21 protein-coding genes are annotated in these 15,018 nt (G+C 69.5%); 6 read left to right on the forward strand and 15 right to left on the reverse strand.

From position 1 onward, the window contains the following. Positions 1-276: 276 nt before the first annotated feature. The 3 genes from ACWC0C_RS29525 to ACWC0C_RS29535 all read right to left on the reverse strand — a co-directional run bounded on the left by ACWC0C_RS29525 (position 277) and on the right by ACWC0C_RS29535 (position 3,197). Positions 277-1,188 carry a hypothetical protein gene (locus tag ACWC0C_RS29525; RefSeq protein WP_450867019.1) on the reverse strand — a complete coding sequence of 304 codons (912 nt, stop codon included), beginning with the start codon at positions 1,186-1,188 and terminating at the stop codon, positions 277-279. Between the two features lie 64 nt (positions 1,189-1,252). Further along, the gene (locus tag ACWC0C_RS29530; protein WP_450867021.1) at positions 1,253-1,444 is read right to left on the reverse strand and encodes a hypothetical protein; all 192 of its coding nucleotides are present in this window, start codon (positions 1,442-1,444) and stop codon (positions 1,253-1,255) included. Between the two features lie 1,135 nt (positions 1,445-2,579). Further along, positions 2,580-3,197, reverse strand: a complete 618-nt coding sequence (locus tag ACWC0C_RS29535) for a hypothetical protein (protein WP_450867023.1) — start codon at positions 3,195-3,197, stop codon at positions 2,580-2,582. Positions 3,198-3,346: 149 nt separating this feature from the next. Between ACWC0C_RS29535 and ACWC0C_RS29540 the strand changes: the two genes are divergently transcribed. Continuing rightward, the gene (locus ACWC0C_RS29540; RefSeq protein ID WP_450867025.1) at positions 3,347-3,637 is read left to right on the forward strand and encodes a hypothetical protein; all 291 of its coding nucleotides are present in this window, start codon (positions 3,347-3,349) and stop codon (positions 3,635-3,637) included. Between the two features lie 390 nt (positions 3,638-4,027). On the opposite strand, the gene ACWC0C_RS29545 is transcribed toward ACWC0C_RS29540, so the two are convergent. After that, positions 4,028-4,195 carry a hypothetical protein gene (locus ACWC0C_RS29545; protein WP_450867027.1) on the reverse strand — a complete coding sequence of 56 codons (168 nt, stop codon included), beginning with the start codon at positions 4,193-4,195 and terminating at the stop codon, positions 4,028-4,030. 159 nt (positions 4,196-4,354) lie between these two features. On the opposite strand from ACWC0C_RS29545, the gene ACWC0C_RS29550 reads away from it, so the two are divergent. Further along, positions 4,355-5,761 (forward strand): hypothetical protein, encoded by a 1,407-nt coding sequence (locus ACWC0C_RS29550; RefSeq protein ID WP_450867028.1) that lies wholly within the window; start codon positions 4,355-4,357, stop codon positions 5,759-5,761. A 103-nt stretch (positions 5,762-5,864) separates the two neighbouring features. Here ACWC0C_RS29550 and ACWC0C_RS29555 read toward each other — a convergent pair whose 3' ends face one another. After that, the gene (locus ACWC0C_RS29555; RefSeq protein WP_450867030.1) at positions 5,865-6,068 is read right to left on the reverse strand and encodes a hypothetical protein; all 204 of its coding nucleotides are present in this window, start codon (positions 6,066-6,068) and stop codon (positions 5,865-5,867) included. Positions 6,069-6,456: 388 nt separating this feature from the next. Between ACWC0C_RS29555 and ACWC0C_RS29560 the strand changes: the two genes are divergently transcribed. Continuing rightward, entirely contained in the window at positions 6,457-6,852 is a 396-nt protein-coding gene (locus tag ACWC0C_RS29560) for a hypothetical protein (RefSeq protein WP_450867032.1), read from the forward strand. A gap of 86 nt (positions 6,853-6,938) precedes the next feature. Here ACWC0C_RS29560 and ACWC0C_RS29565 read toward each other — a convergent pair whose 3' ends face one another. The 4 genes from ACWC0C_RS29565 to ACWC0C_RS29580 form a co-directional block, all read right to left on the reverse strand. Beyond that, on the reverse strand, positions 6,939-7,280 hold the full coding sequence (locus tag ACWC0C_RS29565) for a hypothetical protein (protein WP_450867033.1): 342 nt from the start codon (positions 7,278-7,280) through the stop codon (positions 6,939-6,941). A gap of 95 nt (positions 7,281-7,375) precedes the next feature. After that, positions 7,376-7,639, reverse strand: coding sequence for a hypothetical protein (locus ACWC0C_RS29570; RefSeq protein WP_450867035.1), 264 nt, complete (start codon positions 7,637-7,639; stop codon positions 7,376-7,378). Positions 7,640-7,653: 14 nt separating this feature from the next. Continuing rightward, the gene (locus ACWC0C_RS29575; RefSeq protein ID WP_450867036.1) at positions 7,654-7,932 is read right to left on the reverse strand and encodes a hypothetical protein; all 279 of its coding nucleotides are present in this window, start codon (positions 7,930-7,932) and stop codon (positions 7,654-7,656) included. 29 nt (positions 7,933-7,961) lie between these two features. Beyond that, the gene (locus tag ACWC0C_RS29580) at positions 7,962-8,321 is read right to left on the reverse strand and encodes a hypothetical protein (protein ID WP_450867038.1); all 360 of its coding nucleotides are present in this window, start codon (positions 8,319-8,321) and stop codon (positions 7,962-7,964) included. Between the two features lie 322 nt (positions 8,322-8,643). Between ACWC0C_RS29580 and ACWC0C_RS29585 the strand changes: the two genes are divergently transcribed. Both ACWC0C_RS29585 and ACWC0C_RS29590 read left to right on the forward strand, forming a co-directional pair. Continuing rightward, a complete protein-coding gene (locus ACWC0C_RS29585) occupies positions 8,644-9,096 on the forward strand; it encodes a WYL domain-containing protein (protein WP_450867039.1) in 453 nt (150 codons plus the stop codon). Positions 9,097-9,244: 148 nt separating this feature from the next. Beyond that, positions 9,245-9,445: a hypothetical protein gene (locus tag ACWC0C_RS29590; RefSeq protein ID WP_450867041.1), complete on the forward strand. Its 201-nt coding sequence runs from the start codon at positions 9,245-9,247 to the stop codon at positions 9,443-9,445. Between the two features lie 272 nt (positions 9,446-9,717). On the opposite strand, the gene ACWC0C_RS29595 is transcribed toward ACWC0C_RS29590, so the two are convergent. The 6 genes from ACWC0C_RS29595 to ACWC0C_RS29620 all read right to left on the reverse strand — a co-directional run bounded on the left by ACWC0C_RS29595 (position 9,718) and on the right by ACWC0C_RS29620 (position 13,596). Next, on the reverse strand, positions 9,718-10,065 hold the full coding sequence (locus ACWC0C_RS29595) for a glutamate ligase domain-containing protein (protein ID WP_450867042.1): 348 nt from the start codon (positions 10,063-10,065) through the stop codon (positions 9,718-9,720). Positions 10,066-10,068: 3 nt separating this feature from the next. Continuing rightward, positions 10,069-10,500, reverse strand: a complete 432-nt coding sequence (locus tag ACWC0C_RS29600) for a hypothetical protein (protein ID WP_450867043.1) — start codon at positions 10,498-10,500, stop codon at positions 10,069-10,071. Between the two features lie 138 nt (positions 10,501-10,638). Next, complete coding sequence (locus ACWC0C_RS29605; protein WP_450867044.1) at positions 10,639-11,724, reverse strand: D-alanine--D-alanine ligase family protein; 1,086 nt, start codon at positions 11,722-11,724, stop codon at positions 10,639-10,641. After that, positions 11,721-12,536, reverse strand: a complete 816-nt coding sequence (gene dapF / locus ACWC0C_RS29610) for a diaminopimelate epimerase (protein ID WP_450867045.1) — start codon at positions 12,534-12,536, stop codon at positions 11,721-11,723. Before dapF ends, ACWC0C_RS29605 begins: the two co-directional genes overlap by 4 nt. Positions 12,537-13,138: 602 nt before the next feature. Continuing rightward, positions 13,139-13,372: a hypothetical protein gene (locus ACWC0C_RS29615; protein ID WP_450867046.1), complete on the reverse strand. Its 234-nt coding sequence runs from the start codon at positions 13,370-13,372 to the stop codon at positions 13,139-13,141. Continuing rightward, positions 13,369-13,596, reverse strand: a complete 228-nt coding sequence (locus ACWC0C_RS29620) for a hypothetical protein (protein WP_450867048.1) — start codon at positions 13,594-13,596, stop codon at positions 13,369-13,371. Before ACWC0C_RS29620 ends, ACWC0C_RS29615 begins: the two co-directional genes overlap by 4 nt. A 180-nt stretch (positions 13,597-13,776) precedes the next feature. Here ACWC0C_RS29620 and ACWC0C_RS29625 point away from each other — a divergent pair, with 180 nt between their 5' ends. Further along, on the forward strand, positions 13,777-15,012 hold the full coding sequence (locus ACWC0C_RS29625; protein ID WP_450867049.1) for a helix-turn-helix transcriptional regulator: 1,236 nt from the start codon (positions 13,777-13,779) through the stop codon (positions 15,010-15,012). Positions 15,013-15,018: the final 6 nt, after the last annotated feature.

Below are 15,018 nucleotides of genomic sequence, written 5' to 3' on the forward strand. Positions count from 1 at the left end.
CGCAAACGCGCTTTCACAACTCCCGAACAAAGCCACGGCTTCGGCGTCAGATACCGCTGAAGATTCGGCGCCGTGAAGCCCTGAAGGTCACAGGCGTGGCCGCAGGTCGGCCCTGGCGATGCTACAGATAAGGAGCCGTTATCTGTACCAAGGTGGCAATCCGTCGGCGGGTGCCGTCGGACCATCCTGCAGCGAGGCCGTTAGGGTGTCTAACGGTCACACGAGCGGCGCCGGTCAACTGCGTCCCCGTGCGTCTGTGCCGGTTCGCATTGGCGGTCAGGTCCCGTCGAACCGTTCGCCATGCAGGACCGCGCCGCACGCGGTCCCGAAAGCACGCACGGCGGCGCGCGCATCGTGGACGGTCTCGCGCGCGAACTCCCACGGATCGGTGTGTTTCCATCGGAAGAGGGCCCAGTAGACGTGCCGCGCCTCGCGCTCGTAGTCGAGGTGGAAGCCTCGTGCGGCTTCTCTCAGGTGTTCGTCCAGGTCGCGCCCTTTGGCGAATAGGTGATCGACAGCCCAGTTGCTGGGTGCATCCGCGTCGTCGCCCCCGATGTTCTGGAGTTGTGCGTCGCGTTCCGGGAACGACGCCAGGTACAGGAAGTTGTTGGCGAACCAGGCGTCGGGCATCTGCCGCACGAGGGCGCCCAAAAGATCGCATGCCGTAGATATGGAGAAGCCGAGCGATGCCGTCTCCGGCGCGCTTCGAAGTGCGGTGATCTTCTTCAGGACCAGAACCGTTGTGCCGTTGTTGTCTCCCGCCCTTCGTGCCGCGATGGCTGCGTCGATGCAGGCCGCGCCGAGGGAGACGATGTGCGGCGGCCCCTCCATGGGGAGATCTGCATATGCGGCCTGCGCTGCACGCAGGGTGTCGTCATACGCGCTACCGTCGCTGTCAGGGTTGATCACCTCATCGAAGACGGCATCTACGAGACGCTCTGCTGCGCGCGCGAATGCCGAGTAGACCGGCCTGCGCGCAGAGTTGGTCTCTTGCAGGGCGCTGGCGAAGATCTGCGCGTGTGCGGAATCGAGGGCGGAACGGTAGGCGGCGTCTGCCTGTGCGCGGGCGGCTTCCGCGGCCTGCTGTGCGGGGCGCGCCTGAGTGCGAGCAGCAAGGGTCGCGCCAGCGAAACCAAGGAGGCCGCTTCCAAGACCCGTGACGGCGTTGACGATCAGGTCCGTATTCACAACTGCTGATCATGCCGGGTAACACTCACCCGAAGTCGAGCCTTTTGAAGAAGGCGTTCGTACGTCATGCCGGGCGCCTGGGCGCCGGTGCTGCTGCCGATACTTCGGCTTCCGCGGCAAAGCCGCTGTCCCCGTTTAGGTGGGCGCTGGTGGCGGCGGTGAAGATAGCCAGGCGACGGCTGAAGGCGTAGTCAGCCTCTTCGGGGTCGGGAAGCGCGAGCGTGCCGGGTGCCGTCAAGGTGTCCCGGATCGCCATGGCCGCGTCCTCCTGATTTCTGCGGCCTTGGTTCATGGCCCTCGATCAGGAGTTCGCTCACGCGCTTGGGGCCTTCGAGATGAACCAGCATGGCGGCGTCTTGCATGGGCCTGATGTCGATGCACGTCCGCACTCAGGGCGAGGAGCGCCAGCCGCTGCTGGCGCGGGCGCTGGGGTTGACGGTGGACCCGCCTGCTCGCCTCAGCCGGCCACCGTCAGGTCGTGCACGTACTGGCCAGCAGCGAATTCAGGTCAACCAGAGAAGTCGCAGGTAGAAACCGCCTAGCGGAAGTTAGCTGTAGTTCGCAGATGCTTACCGGATGCCCGGGAGCACCTTTGAGTGCCCGCACTTCACCTGCATGAACGTGCTGAGTGGCTACCAATCGCATACCCAGACTGCACGGCTGCCCGCGCTGGCATACCGTTCCGGCATCTACAAGCCGTAGAGGCATAGGAGGGCGAGGTGTTGCCATGGCGCAGAGATGTGACGACTGTCACGCGCGTAATTCGGAGGGTTCCATTCCTCCCGGTTTCTCCCGTGTTCCTCGGGACTGGCCGGGACTGCGCGGGACTGGACGGTACGACGTACTGCGACGTGATGCGATGGTCCGTCAGCAGCGCCCGAACTTTCGGCAGTTCTGCTTGCGCCCCTCACTATGCTTCTACAGAAGCGCGAAAGAGCCTCACCAACGGTTGGCGTAGGAACCCCGTTGGATTGGCTCTCCGCTTGGTGCCCTGTCATGTCTCGAAGAGAAAGGAACACTGTGAAGCAGCGTAACAAGTCCTCCCTACCCAGGGAATCCCGACCGGCCCAGTTCTGCCAGTACCTGCGAGAACGTGGCGCGCGTCAGGGACGGATTGTCTACCGGCAGATGCTGCGAGGGGCTTCGTACAGCCTCGGCAGCTGCGCTGTCACTGTAGCCGTGTACTGGCTTCAAAGCCGCTTCTGACCAGGCTGGGAGTCCTCCATCGGCCCCGCGGATGCGAAGTCGTCCTCGGGGCCAACCCGTAGCCCGGACATCCCGCCACATCCCGCGGTGGTGCCCGACGCGTTCGCGGGTACCGGCGACTCGGAGGCCGACGCGCTCAGCATCATCTGCCTGAGACGACCCGGACGTCATTCTGAACCGATCAGTTACGCGCTCACCGGTCCGGTTGTCTCGCCGTCAAGCCGTACCGGCGCTGCTGCCGACACTTGAGCTGCCACCCGAAGGGCCTTGCCCCCGTTCAGGTGGGTGCTGGCGGCGGCTATGAAGGTGCTCAGACGGCGGCTGAAAGCGTAGTCGGCTTCGGTGGGGTCGGGCAGCGTGAGGGTGCCTGTTTCGGCTGAGGTGTCCCGGATCGCGGTTTCGGCGTCCTTCTGGTTTTGGCGAGCCTGGTCCATGACTGCCATGACGAGTTGGCTGATGTGCCTGGGTCCTTCGAGGTGCACGACGACGGCGGCATCCTGCATGCGCCTGATGTCGACGGTGGCTCGGATGCCAGTTGCGAGGCGGCGTGCAGCTTCGTCGCGCCCGGTGGGGGTGGAGGCGGTTGCTTCAGCGGTGGCCAGCTCTATGCAACGGCTCCAGTTCATTTGGTCGCTGAAGACGAGGGCTGCGGAGAGGAATGCGGCGTATGCGTCGCGTTGGTGCTGGCGTCGGACGGCATCCACGGTGCCCCGTCCTTGGGCTCGACCGGCGAGATATGCGGTGGCGGCGGCGAGGACTGCGGTCGGGGTGGTTATGAGGGCGGCGATGACGGCAGGGTCCATGGTGGCTGATCCTGCCGGATGTCCCGTACCGCTGAAGTCGGATCCATACATTGGGTGACGGGCTCGCGTCGTGGTCCTGGTGCTCGGGCTCTAGGGATCGGATTTGTTCCGTCTAGCGCCTCTTCACAAGGGTCCGTCATGATGTGCCCATGGCACAGGAGACGAAGGGTGGCCCGCTGCCCCGGGTGAAGTGTCCGGCGACGCTCTACGGCTCGTGTGGTGGGCGGACGATCGCCGCGTACCCGATCGCCGGTGCGGTGGGCAAGGGGAAGGTTGCCGACCACAAGACGCATCCGCACGACAAGCAACTTTGTCCGGGAGCTGGCGAGACGGTCACGCTGCCGTGCGTGTCCATGCTCCAGCTCACGACGGATGACGCGCCGCGTCAGTCAGCGAAGGTCTCGGCGCCGCCGTTGCCGTTGTTCGAGGTCCCTGACTGATCGGCACGGCGGGCGTGAGCGCGGCGGAGGGCGCACTGGTGGCATGGGTCGTGTCCTGCGCGGACGGTGGCGAGGCGCGGCGCAATCTCGCGTGTGCAGCGCAGGCATAGTGCCGGCCATGGGGCCTGGACGGTGCCGGGGTAGTGGACGAGGGGGAGTGCGCCGGCGGAGGCAAGTTCAGCGGCGGCCTGCTCAGGGCTGGTGCGGGGGCCGCCCACGATCACCCGCGTCCTTGGTGCATCCGGCGCGGCTCGGCTGGCGTGCGGTCGGGTCTGTGCCATTCGGCGTGCTCGGCGGTCAGCCGGTGCACGCTCAGCCATGCGTCGATGCCGACCCATCGGCACGGCCGATCATCGCGTTGGTCCTGGTCCTGGTGTTCGCGGGCGCTGGTCATGCGCCGCAGCCGTCTCGCTCGGCGAGGACGGCGGCGCGGATGCGCTGCCGGTGGACGCGGAGGGCGCGGGTGCGGCTTTGCTCGCGCCGGTCGTTCTCGGCGCGGTCTCGTCGCTGTGTCGCGAGGCGGGCGACAACGGTGGGGTTGGGTGCTGCGGTGGTCATCGTCTCCCCTGGTGTGTGGTGCGCCCCCGGGGTGAGCCGGGGGCGCGAGGGGCTTGACGCGCCCTCGTGGTGCTCACCACAACACCACGATAGCCACGAATCCGACACAATCCACCCATGACAACTGAAGTAGACGAATGGGACGCAGGTGCTGCCCCGATGGACCCGTCCGCCCCGGCGGTGGCAGCGCTCGGCGCGGCCTATCAGCAGACTGCGACGGCGATTCAGTCGCTGACGCAGAGGCAGGCCACATCCGACCGGCGCGCGGTCGAGCGGGACCAGACACAGGCGGCGCGGGATGAGCGGCTGACCGCTGCGCTGGAGGCGTGCACGGAGCAACTCAGCTCGCTGGCCGACCGGGTGGGGGTGCTGGCGGAGCGCCAGGCCGAGGCGGAGCGTGCGGCGGCCGTGGTGGCTGAGGAGGGCGCGAGCGTCCTGCGGGCTGAGCTGGCCGACGTCGCCGCGGCGGTGGTAGCGCTCGCGCATGCCGGGCCGGAGTGGACTGCTGGGCTGGCCGACGCGATCCGGCGGCAAGAGGAGGACGCCGCAAGGTTCCGACGATTCGCCGGCCGGTCGCTGGCCGAGCTGCGCGAGGGGCAGGCCCAAGCGGTCGAGTCACTGCGCTCGGAGCTGTCCGGGATGCTGGCGGCCGAGGGCGAGCGAGCGGCCGACCGGGATCGCGAGCACGCCGAGCAAGCAGCCGAGTTCGCCACGGTCCTGCGCGATGGTTTCACCGGTGCGAGTCACGAGCGCGCTGAGTCTCGGATGTCCCTAGAGGGGTGCCGGGCCGAAGTGCGTGAGCTGCGCGGGGCACTGGACTCCGCCACGGTGACGGGCACGGCGGCGACGGATGCGGCGCGGGATGCGGTGCTGGCGGCCGTGGAGGCGCAGGGCGACGCGACCGGCGCGGCTGCGACGGCTGCGGCTGATCGGCTGTCGAGGGATATCGACCAGTGCGGGGGCATGGTGGCCGGGGTGGCTGCGGTCGTGGATCGTCTCGGCGGTGATCTCGGCGACGTCCGCCAGGCCGTGGCCGTCGAGGCGGAGGCCGTGAGGGCGCTTGTGCACGGGCACGCCGAGGAGACGGCGGCCGAGATCGCGCGGCTCGGCAAGGACCAGGCGGCGGAGCTCGGTCGGCTCAGCGAGGCCGTGACCGGCGAGGCGACCGAGATCCGGCGTCTGGCCGCCGAGGAGGCCGGAGCGCTCCGGGCTGAGGCCCGGGTGCGCGAGGAGACGACGGGCCGGAGCCTGGCGGGGATCGCGGGTGACCTGGAAGCGATCACAAGCCTCATGGTGGAAGTGCCGGCGCAGGTGCGCGAGTCGACTACAGCAGCGGCGGCCGTGGTCGAACGCACTGGCGCGGAGCTGGCAGCGCACGTCGAGTCTGCCGGGTCGGCGATGACGGCCCGGACGGATCGGCTGATCGGCCTGATCGCGGGGGCCGAGCGGGCCAGGGATGAGGCCGTGATCAGTCTGTCGCGTCGTGTCGCGGTGCTGGGCGAGCAGGTGCCGGAGGCCCGGCAGGCGTGGGAGCGCCGGGAGGCGCAGGCGGACTCGGTGGGGTAATGGGTGCCGCCCGGCTGGTCGTCGTGAGGCGGGGCCGGGCGGCGTTGGGATCTGATGCCGACGGTACGGCGCCGGGTGACCGTGGAACCGCCGGCACGCGGCGTCAGCCGCCGTTCGCGCCGGTCTTCTTCGCGATGAGGACGGCGATGGCTCGGGCGTGGTTGGCGATGGCCCGCAGGTGCTCGGTGATGGTGACGGCGGGGGTGGAGGCCGTCAGGCCGCACGGGGCGGCGGGGTTGGAGCCGAGCGCGACGAGCCAGAGGCCGCCGAGGATCGCGGGAACGAGCTGGGTGAACACGGTGATCACGAGTGAATCCCCCCTGTGGGTCGTGGTGTTGGAGTGCCCGGCGCCGTGGCGATTCCAGAGTGACCACACGGAGGAACAAGATCGCAAGTCGCGTTTTCGCAGGTCAGGAGGGGTAGCGGGTTGGTGCGTCACGCTCCTACCTACGCGTAGGTAGGAGCGTAACGCCCTAACCCTGCTAGGTGACGGCGCTTTAGAGAGCGCTGTGATGGAGAGCACATCGGATGTTGAGGTTCCGTCAGTCCTGCTCGCATCGGAGGGACTTCGTACATCCAGCCGGTGCCACCGGCACGTCAAACGCGGACGCTACCGCCGGTCGGTGCGGGGGCGACGTCGGACGGTATAACCAAATGCCGCACCCAAGCCGCCGCCCTACCGACAGGAGACATCGTTGAGAGCCACCCTCGCCGTCATCGCGATCACCGCGCTCGCCGTCACCGGCTGCGCTAGCGACCAGCCTGACGCGGCCCAACTCGCCGCACAGGCCTGCGGCGACATAGGCACAGGCCACTCCGACACGAACCCCGACCCCAGCCCCAGCACCGGCGTCACTCAAGACGACGCGGACCTTATGAACCGCGCCGCCAGCACCGCAGCCGAAGCCGCAGCTCGCGACCCGCGCTGGACCCAGCTCGCAGCAAACCTGTCCTGGTGGGCCACCCAGGCCATCAACCGCGCCGACCACCCCGATCACGAAGTCGACCCCGACAGGGCCGCACAGGTCGACCAGAAGTCAGACGAACTCGATGCACAGTGCCGGATAGCGCACGCCGCCGGAGACGACTGACCCGTCGGGCCGGTCGTCGCCACGGGGTGAGGGCCACCGGACATGCCTGCGCCCCCGCCGGTCGTGGCGGGGGCCGACGTGCCGGGTCAGGGCCTGGCGCCGGTCGTTTGCTCGTTGGTCAGCGTGACCGGCCGTCCGCTGGGGTCGTAGAGGCGTGCGACGAAGATGCGGAAGCCGAGTTCCCGGAACCGCATTTCGCAGTCGTTGGTGTTGCTGGGCTCACGGCCGCCGAGGATGGCGCGCATGAGGGGCAGGACGGGTATGAGGCGCCCGGCGACGTCGACCATGACCCAGTAGTGGTTACGGCCGTGGGTGGTGTAGTCGCCTTGGTCGAGTGCTGCGGCGGCCACGTCGGCGCGTGTGATGGTGATGGTCTCGCCGCCCTCGACTCTGATGGTGGTCTCGGTGCGGGGCTCGAATGTGGTCATGGTGGTCCGGTCCTTCCGGTGGGTGGGTGCCGGTGGACGGACCGGCGTGCGTGCGCCCCCGCTGGTTGACGGGGGCGCGGTCGTGCGGGGCAGCTTCAAGCCGGGTTCTTCGGTGGCTTGACCCCGGTGATGGTGACGATAGGCGGTTCCACATTGGGGCTGACGCTGTACGTCACGCTGTAGGTGATTCCGATTCCGGCGACGAGGGTGATCCGGTCGTCTTCACTGTCGGCGGTGCGGGCGATGCTGAGTCCGCCGTAGGGGTCGGCGGCGAGGGCGGCGAGTTCCTGGCGGAGGATGCCGCGGGTGTGCTGGTCGAGGGCGAACAGGTCGGCACGGGCCTGGTCGGTGGCAACCATGCGGTACGGCTGGCTCACTGGTTCGCAGCCTCCGCGAACACGTCATCCAGGGAGTGTGTGCGGGCGCGTCCGGCGTGGACGTCGGCGGTCGCCTGGTCGAGGCCGGGCGTGGTGTTGGCCTGCGCGAGTGCGGCGTAGAGGTGGACGGTTCCGATCAGGTCGTTGTCGCCGTCGGCGTTGGCGAGTGCGGTTTCGAAGCGCTCGCGCTGCTCGTCGGTGAGAAGCCGGCGGATGTCCTTGATGCGCGTCGGTCGGTCGACCGGCCCGGACGGCTGGGCGGCTGCGGTGGTCATGCGGCGTTCCCTTCTGGCGGCAGCGAGGGTCAGGCGGCCGTGAGCTGGTCGCTTGCGACCATGCGTGCCACGGGGTGGATCTCGCGGCGTGCGTAGGCGTCGAGGAGGATTTCGCAGAGCGCGGAGATCGAGCGGACGCCGTCTGTGGCCCGGCGTTCGTCGGCGGCTGCCCATACGGGGTCGGTCGCGAAGATGCTGCGGCCCCGGCGGGGGCCTGGGGCGTCGGTGGTGGTCCGGGGCAGTGTCAGGGCGCCTGCGGCGTAGTCGGTGAGGGCGCGGCTCATGACCCAGATGAGGGGAAGGCCTTCCGCCTTGGCTCGTTCGCCGGCGGATTCCCAGACGGTTCGCGCGATGTTGGGGGCGCGTTCGGTCTCTCCTATGGCTGGCATGCGGGTCTCCCTGTCGCTCCTGCTGCTGTGCCTGCCAGGACGGTACTACGGATCGAATCGGTACGTCACTGCTGGTGGGGCGCTTGTGGTCTCCGATACCGCTCGCATCCCGCGACAGGGGGTCTCGCATCCGGGTGCCGTGGGGGACGTTCTAGGAGCTCAGGGGCGGTTTTGGGTGCGCCGGACCCTTGTCGGTCTACCGATTCATTCGGTAGGGTCGTGATCGTTCGGAACCCACCGAACGCGGAAGGCGCACCCAACCTGGCCTGAGAAACCCGGGGTGCGCCTCCGCTCCTCCCTCACAGAAAGAGGAGCTGCCAGTATGCAGCACCCCAAGAGCCCGAGACGTGGCATATCCATGACGCGCCGCCTCGCACTGATAACCCGCGCCGCCTGGTCGAACCGGCCGGTAGAGATCCGCTACGACGCCGCGAACCCCTGCCACCCGGACGCAGGCGACCGGCGCGTGATCGCCGTGCACGACGTACGGACCAGCCGTGACGGAAACATCGTGCTGCGCGCCTGGTGCGCCCTGTGCGGCAAGGTCGAATCGTTCCTGCTGTCCCGGATCCGCGCCCACAGGACCCTGCGCCGCCGCTGGATCGGCCCCGTGCCGCCGGTGACGCCGTACTTCACCGTGTTCGGCCGGGTGGGCTCCGCCTGGATCACGCGCCCGCTGGAGAATCGTTTCACCGCCTCCGGCCTGCTGGCCCGGGTGCGTGAGCGCACCGTGCGCCGCCCGCTGGCTGCGTCGGACCTGGACGTGATCGCGTGACCGGCACAGGAGCCCGCGCACTGCGGGCGCGCCGCTCTGACGCGGTCAGGGCCCGGCTGGCCGGTGGGGCCGACTGCACCTGCGGCGCAGCACCGGGGACCCGGCTGCGCCTGCACCGCCCCGCGTGCGCGGTGCGTGGGGGTGCGGCATGAGGCCCGCACTGTGTGACGGCGCCGGATGCGACGAGGTGACGCCGGGCCGATGGGTGCACGTCCGGCCGTGCACGTGGCTGGTGGTCGAGGACGCCGCTGAGTCCGACGAGGTGGCCGCACTGGACGGCCCCGGCGCGGATTACTGGCTGTACCGCGCTCCGGCCGCCCGGCCGCGTCGCGGGAGGGTGGCCGCGTGAAGGGAACGGCCCATCTACGGGATCCCCGAGACGTTGCACGCACCCTGTGCGGACTGGTCTTCGGGCCGTTCGTCAGAGCGGCCGGAGCGGCCGTGTGTGCCACGTGCGCCGAGGTTCACCTGACCGGGAAGCCCCCGGCTCCGCCGACTGCCTGATCTGAGCCGATGACCCCCGCTCGCACCAGAGCGTCAGCGGGCGGGGGTCCTGAAAGAGACCACCACAACAACGGCCACGGCGCCCGCCCCCAGCTCGGGGGCGGGCGCCGTGTCGGCTTACAGGCCGGTGACGGGCTGGCCGGTGAGGCGCTGGGCGATCTGCCAGAGCTGCCCGCCTCGTGAGGCTTTGACGAGGACGACGTCGCCGGGTTGGAGGATCGATTCCAGGAGCTGGGCGGCGGTGTCGTTGTCGGCGACCATGGCGACGTCGGGGACTCCTGCCGCACCGGCGGAGAGGGCGAGTTGCTTGGCCATGTCGCCGCCGACGGCTACGACGAGGTCAACGCCGTTTTCTCCGGCCATGCGGCCGACGTCGCGGTGTGCCTGTACGGCTTCGTCGCCGAGTTCGAGCATCTCGCCGAGGACGGCGATGGTCCGGCCGCCGGTGGGTGCGGTCTCGGTCACGGGTCAGCCTTTCGGGGTGAGCGGGGGGAAGGTGATGGCGCGGCCGGAGTAGGAGGCCGTGACGCGGCTCAGCGGTAGCCGGTCGTGTGTCTGCCCCCAGGAGGAGGGGTCACGGAAGTGGATGACCGGCTCGGGCCCGTCTTCTGCTTCGTAGCCGCGGGCGATGACGAGGTGACCGCCGCGGCGGCCGTCGGTGGGGAACTTCTCGGTGATGGAGATGATCAGCGGCGCTGTGGTGAGCCGTTCGAGGAGTTCACCGGCGGGGACGGGTTCGGCGCGGCCGGGGAGGTCGTGGCGGGCGGCGAGGTCGGCGAGCCCGGCATGGAGCCATCCCCTGTCGGTCAGGGCTTCGTGTTTCACCCCGAGGTGGAGGAGTTCGGTCACGGTCGGGGCGGGGCGGTCGTAGGCGAGGAGGATCATGCGCAGGGCGGCCATGCCGCACGCCCGGTTTGACCATTCCAACCGGTCTCCCAGTGCCCACCCCCCTTGTTGTTCCCATTCGGTGGGGTCGATGAGCTGTCGGCACATGGGGACCTGGTGGACGTGCGGCACGAGCGCGGTGCTCCCTTGGCGCTAGGCGGCGTTCCCCCGTCCTGGCGCGGTGAGTTCGGGGGTGGGCAGGGGCACATCGTAAGCACGGCGCGTGAGCGCTTCGTGGAGGAATGCGAGGACGACGTCAGGATGGTCGAGCCCGCACAGGGCCGCTCCGGTGACGTAGTTCGACTCCCGGGACATGCCCGGGGTGGTGTTCACCTCCAGGGTCAGGGCGCGGCCGTTGTCGGTGACGATGAAGTCGACGCGGGCGGAGCCGTGCATGCCGAGAGCGGTCCACAGGACTTGGGCGTGACGGGTCATCTGTTCCAGGACCGGCGCCGGGAGCTGCGCCGGTGTGACAGAGACCCCGGTGCCGGTGCCCTGGGGGTCGAGTTTGGTTTCGGCGTCGTAGAAGTCACCGGCATGTACGTGGGTGGCGAGCGGGGGGAAGACGAGGATGCCGCCGGGCAGTTCGATCAGACCGACAGTGACCGGCAGACCGGGGATGTACTCCTCTACGAGGACGGGTGAGGGGTCGGTCTGCCACGCGTAGTCCAGTGCCGGCGTCAGTGCGGGGGCGTCGCGGACGAGGCTCATCCCGACGGAGGAGCCGCCGAGGGGCGGTTTGATCATGACCGGGTGTCCGGGCCACCGTCCGGGGCTGTCTGGCGCCCATACCTGCCACGCGGGGGTGGGGATGCCGAGGGCGGTCATGTGCTGCTTGCACAGGATCTTGTCGGCTGCGATAGCGCAGGCGGCGACTCCGGGGCCGCACAGGGGCTTGCGGAGGTAGTCCATGAGGCCTTGGAGGCGGCCGTCTTCGCCGTAGGGGCCGTGGAGGTTCGACAGGGCCACGTCGAAGGTGAGGACGTCGGCGATGAAGGCGGGGCTGGTCGGGTCGATGACCTGATGCCGTGTGCCGAGCCGGGTGAGGGACTCGGTCAGGGCGGTGACGGAGAGCTGATCGGTGGGGCTTTCCTTGATGTAGAGCTGGTCTTCGGCGGAGACGCCGCCGTAGATGAGTCCGACGTTCAGGCCGCGGGGCTGGGCACCGTCGATCCACCGGCGGAGCTGGTCGGCTTCGTCCTCGATGGCGGTGTGGTCGTTGGAGTCGATGAAGGTCATGCCAGTTCTCCTGTGAAGGTGTGGGTGACGGGGCCGCCGATCCAATAGGTCTCGCCGGGGTGTTCGGGCGCCGGTCGGACGGTGAGGGGGGTTCCGGCGCGGTTGTGGACCGTGATGGGCTGCTCGGCGCCGACCAGTCCGCGCCGGCGGGCGATGACGACGGCTGCGACGGCGCCGGAGCCGCAGGAGAGGGTTTCTGCCTCGACTCCGCGTTCGTAGGTGCGGATCTTTAGCGCCTGGCGGCCGAGGGGGGCGACGAAGTTGACGTTCGTGCCGAGCGGGGCCAGGTCGCGGTGATGGCGCACGATACGGCCGACGGTGACGGCGTCCACCTGGTCGACGTTCTTGACGAAGGCGACGACGTGTTCGGTGCCGGTGTGCGCGGCGTCGAACCACGCGGGACGCCCGTTGATCATGGTCATGAGGCGGCGCATGGCGACCGTCCCGGTGTGCGCGGTCACCCATACCCCGTCTTCGCTGACGGTGGCGTGGTGGCGCACACCTGCCATGGTCAGAGTCATGGCCTGCACGCCGTGGTCGGTGCTGGCGCACCAGGCCGCGCAGCGCAGGGCGTTCCCGCACATGGTGGCCGTGGAGCCGTCGGCGTTGAAACAGTCGACCCTGTAGGCGCCCTCATTGGCGCCGGCAGGTGTGACGACGACCAGGCCGTCACCGCCGACGCCGGTGCGCCGGTCGCACAGGCGCTGAGCCTGCTTCGGCCAGTCCACTGCCCCCGTTCCATCGGTGCCGTCCGGGGGACGTGTGAAGAGGACGAAGTCATTACCGGCGCCGTGGAGCTTCCTGAACTGCATGGTGATCCAACTCCCTTCCGTCTGCGGTGCTGCTGGCGGTGGAGCGAAGACCGGGGCGAGAGCCCCTGTAGGACCCGGCCGGGGCGGTGTGTGACGACCCAGGCCCCGGCCGGGAGCTTGTGGTGGCCGCCCGCCCCAGGGGACCGGGCGGGCGGCCGGTGGTGGCAGTCCGGCGGATGATCAGCGCTGGACTGCCGGACCCGTGCGCCTTGCCTGTTACGCGCGGGCCCTCCCACTCCTCTCGGGGGTGAGGGCGCGGGAGCTGGGGCCGTCCCGGACCGTCGGGCGGGCGTGGGAGAGGCCCGCGGCCCGGGACGGAGCTGGTGACCGGCTGGGCGTGAGACCCTCACGCCTGTCACGCCCCGCCGGGGTTCAGGGGAGCGGCGGCCGTGTGCCGGACCGGTCGGTGTGCGTGGCTTCCCGGTCGAGTGCTGCGCCGGCAGCATGCGCGGGGCGGTCCGGCGTCGACACCGGCACTGGGGCAGCTGCTCGGGCCGCCGTGGCGAACTGGACCCCCGCCACGGCCAGCCCTGCCGCGAGCGCTCCGATCAGCACAGCACCGGCGGTCGTACCGTCGGCGTCTGGCATACGGTGGCGGCCGGTCACTGCGCGGCCTTCGGGTGCGTGTTCGGGGTGACCGGCTCGGGGTTGGCGAGCGCGCCCGGCTGGGTCGTCCACTCCACCCCGCCACCGACCGGCACGAGCCACGCCACCGGGTGGGGGCCGGTGTCCGGGGCGATGGCCCGCAGGATGCCGCGCCGCCCCGTACGGGTGTCCGTCACGACCCGCCCGATCCAGCGATGATCACGGTGCATCAGGCCCAGATCGGCGCTCACCGTGACGCCTCCGGGACGCCGTACATGCCCGCGCACGCGGTGCAGGCGTACAGACGCACCCCGACCGTCCGCAGTATCCGGACCGGGTGGCGCGGGTCCGGGGTGCCACTGCACCAGCAGCAGGACCGGCCCTCACGCTGCCGGTCGCTGAGCTGCTCGTACCGGAGGGCGGGCGCGTCCATGCCGCCGGCTGATGGTCTGGGGGGTGTGCTGCGCGTCGTCATCGTCGTCGCCTCAGCGATCGGTCGCGGACTTGGGTTAGGTGCGGGGCCGTCCGCGACGGGGGGACGCCAACGGCCCCGCACGGCATAGGGTTTCGCGGCAGCGTGGGTCCTTCCACGGCATCCATGCGGCAGTCTTGATGCACACCTGATGCACGTGATGCACGGCAGGAAGGGGGCAGCATGGGCCTGGCTAAGCACCGAAAGGCCCTGGGTTACAGTCAGGAACGATTCGCCCATGCGCTCGGCGTCGACCGCACGACGGTCGGCCGCTGGGAACGTGGGGAGACGGCACCCGAGGCCATCCACCGGCCGCGAATGGCCGCGTTACTGCAACTGAGCCTCACCGAACTCGATGCCCTGCTGACCCCGCCGCGATCCGGCCCTCTGGTGTCCGCAGGTCCGCCGTCCGGTGACCGCCACGCCCCAGGGGACATCGACGACATGATCCGACGCGAATTCCTGCGTGTGATAGCCGTGACCGGCGCCCTTTCAGCCCTGGGCCCTGATGAAGCCGAAGCCGCGCCCGACGACGCTGGCGACTTCGTCCGGATGAACGGGCATCTGTGGCAGGTGTACCAACTCGCCCGGTCGAAACGGTCTGTGGCCTCCATCGTGCGCGATCAGATCAGCACGCTCACCGACGCTCTCAAGACCTCCCAGCAGACCGGCAAGCTGTGCGAGGCCGCGGGTGATCTCTTCCAACTCGCGGGAGAACTGGCCTTCGATGGCAACCGGTACACCGATGCCGCCGCCTCTTACACGCTGGCCGCGTCCGCCAGCAGCAACGCCCGCGCCTTCGACCTGTGGGCCTGCGCCCTGGTCCGCCATGCCTATGTCGACGTCTACGAACAGCGCTTTGCGGAGGCGGCGGAGATCCTGGACGCTGCCCGGCGTATCGCCCAGCGAGGCGACAGCCAGTTGTCTACGCGGTACTGGGTGGCGGCCGTCCAGGCGGAGGCGTACGCGGGCCTGGGCAACTTCGACGCTTGTGAACGGGCACTCAATGACGCTCAGCGGGTCACGTACTTGGGCGACGGCGCCCACAACGGCGGATGGCTGCGGTTCGACGGCTCACGCCTCGCCGAGGAGCGCGGCGCCCGCTACGTACAGCTCGGCCGTCTCGACCTCGCCGAAACGGCACTCACGGATGCACTGAAGTCCGAGGCCCTGGCCGCAGGGCAGTCGTTCCGCCGACGTGGGGCGGTCCTTGTCGACCTCGCGTCGATCGGAGCGAAGCGCCGCGACGCCGAGCAGGTCACGGCGTACGGCAGGGAGGCCCTGCGACTCGCCCGGCAATCCGGATCCGGGTATGTCGCCCGTAGACTCCGGGCCCTGCGCGCGGATCTCGGAACTCTGGGCCGGGATCGCCGCGTGGCCGAGCTGGGCGCCGAGATCGGCGCTCTGTGCACGACGTGACGAGAG

The sequence above is a fragment of the Streptomyces sp. NPDC001709 genome, assembly GCF_053596375.1.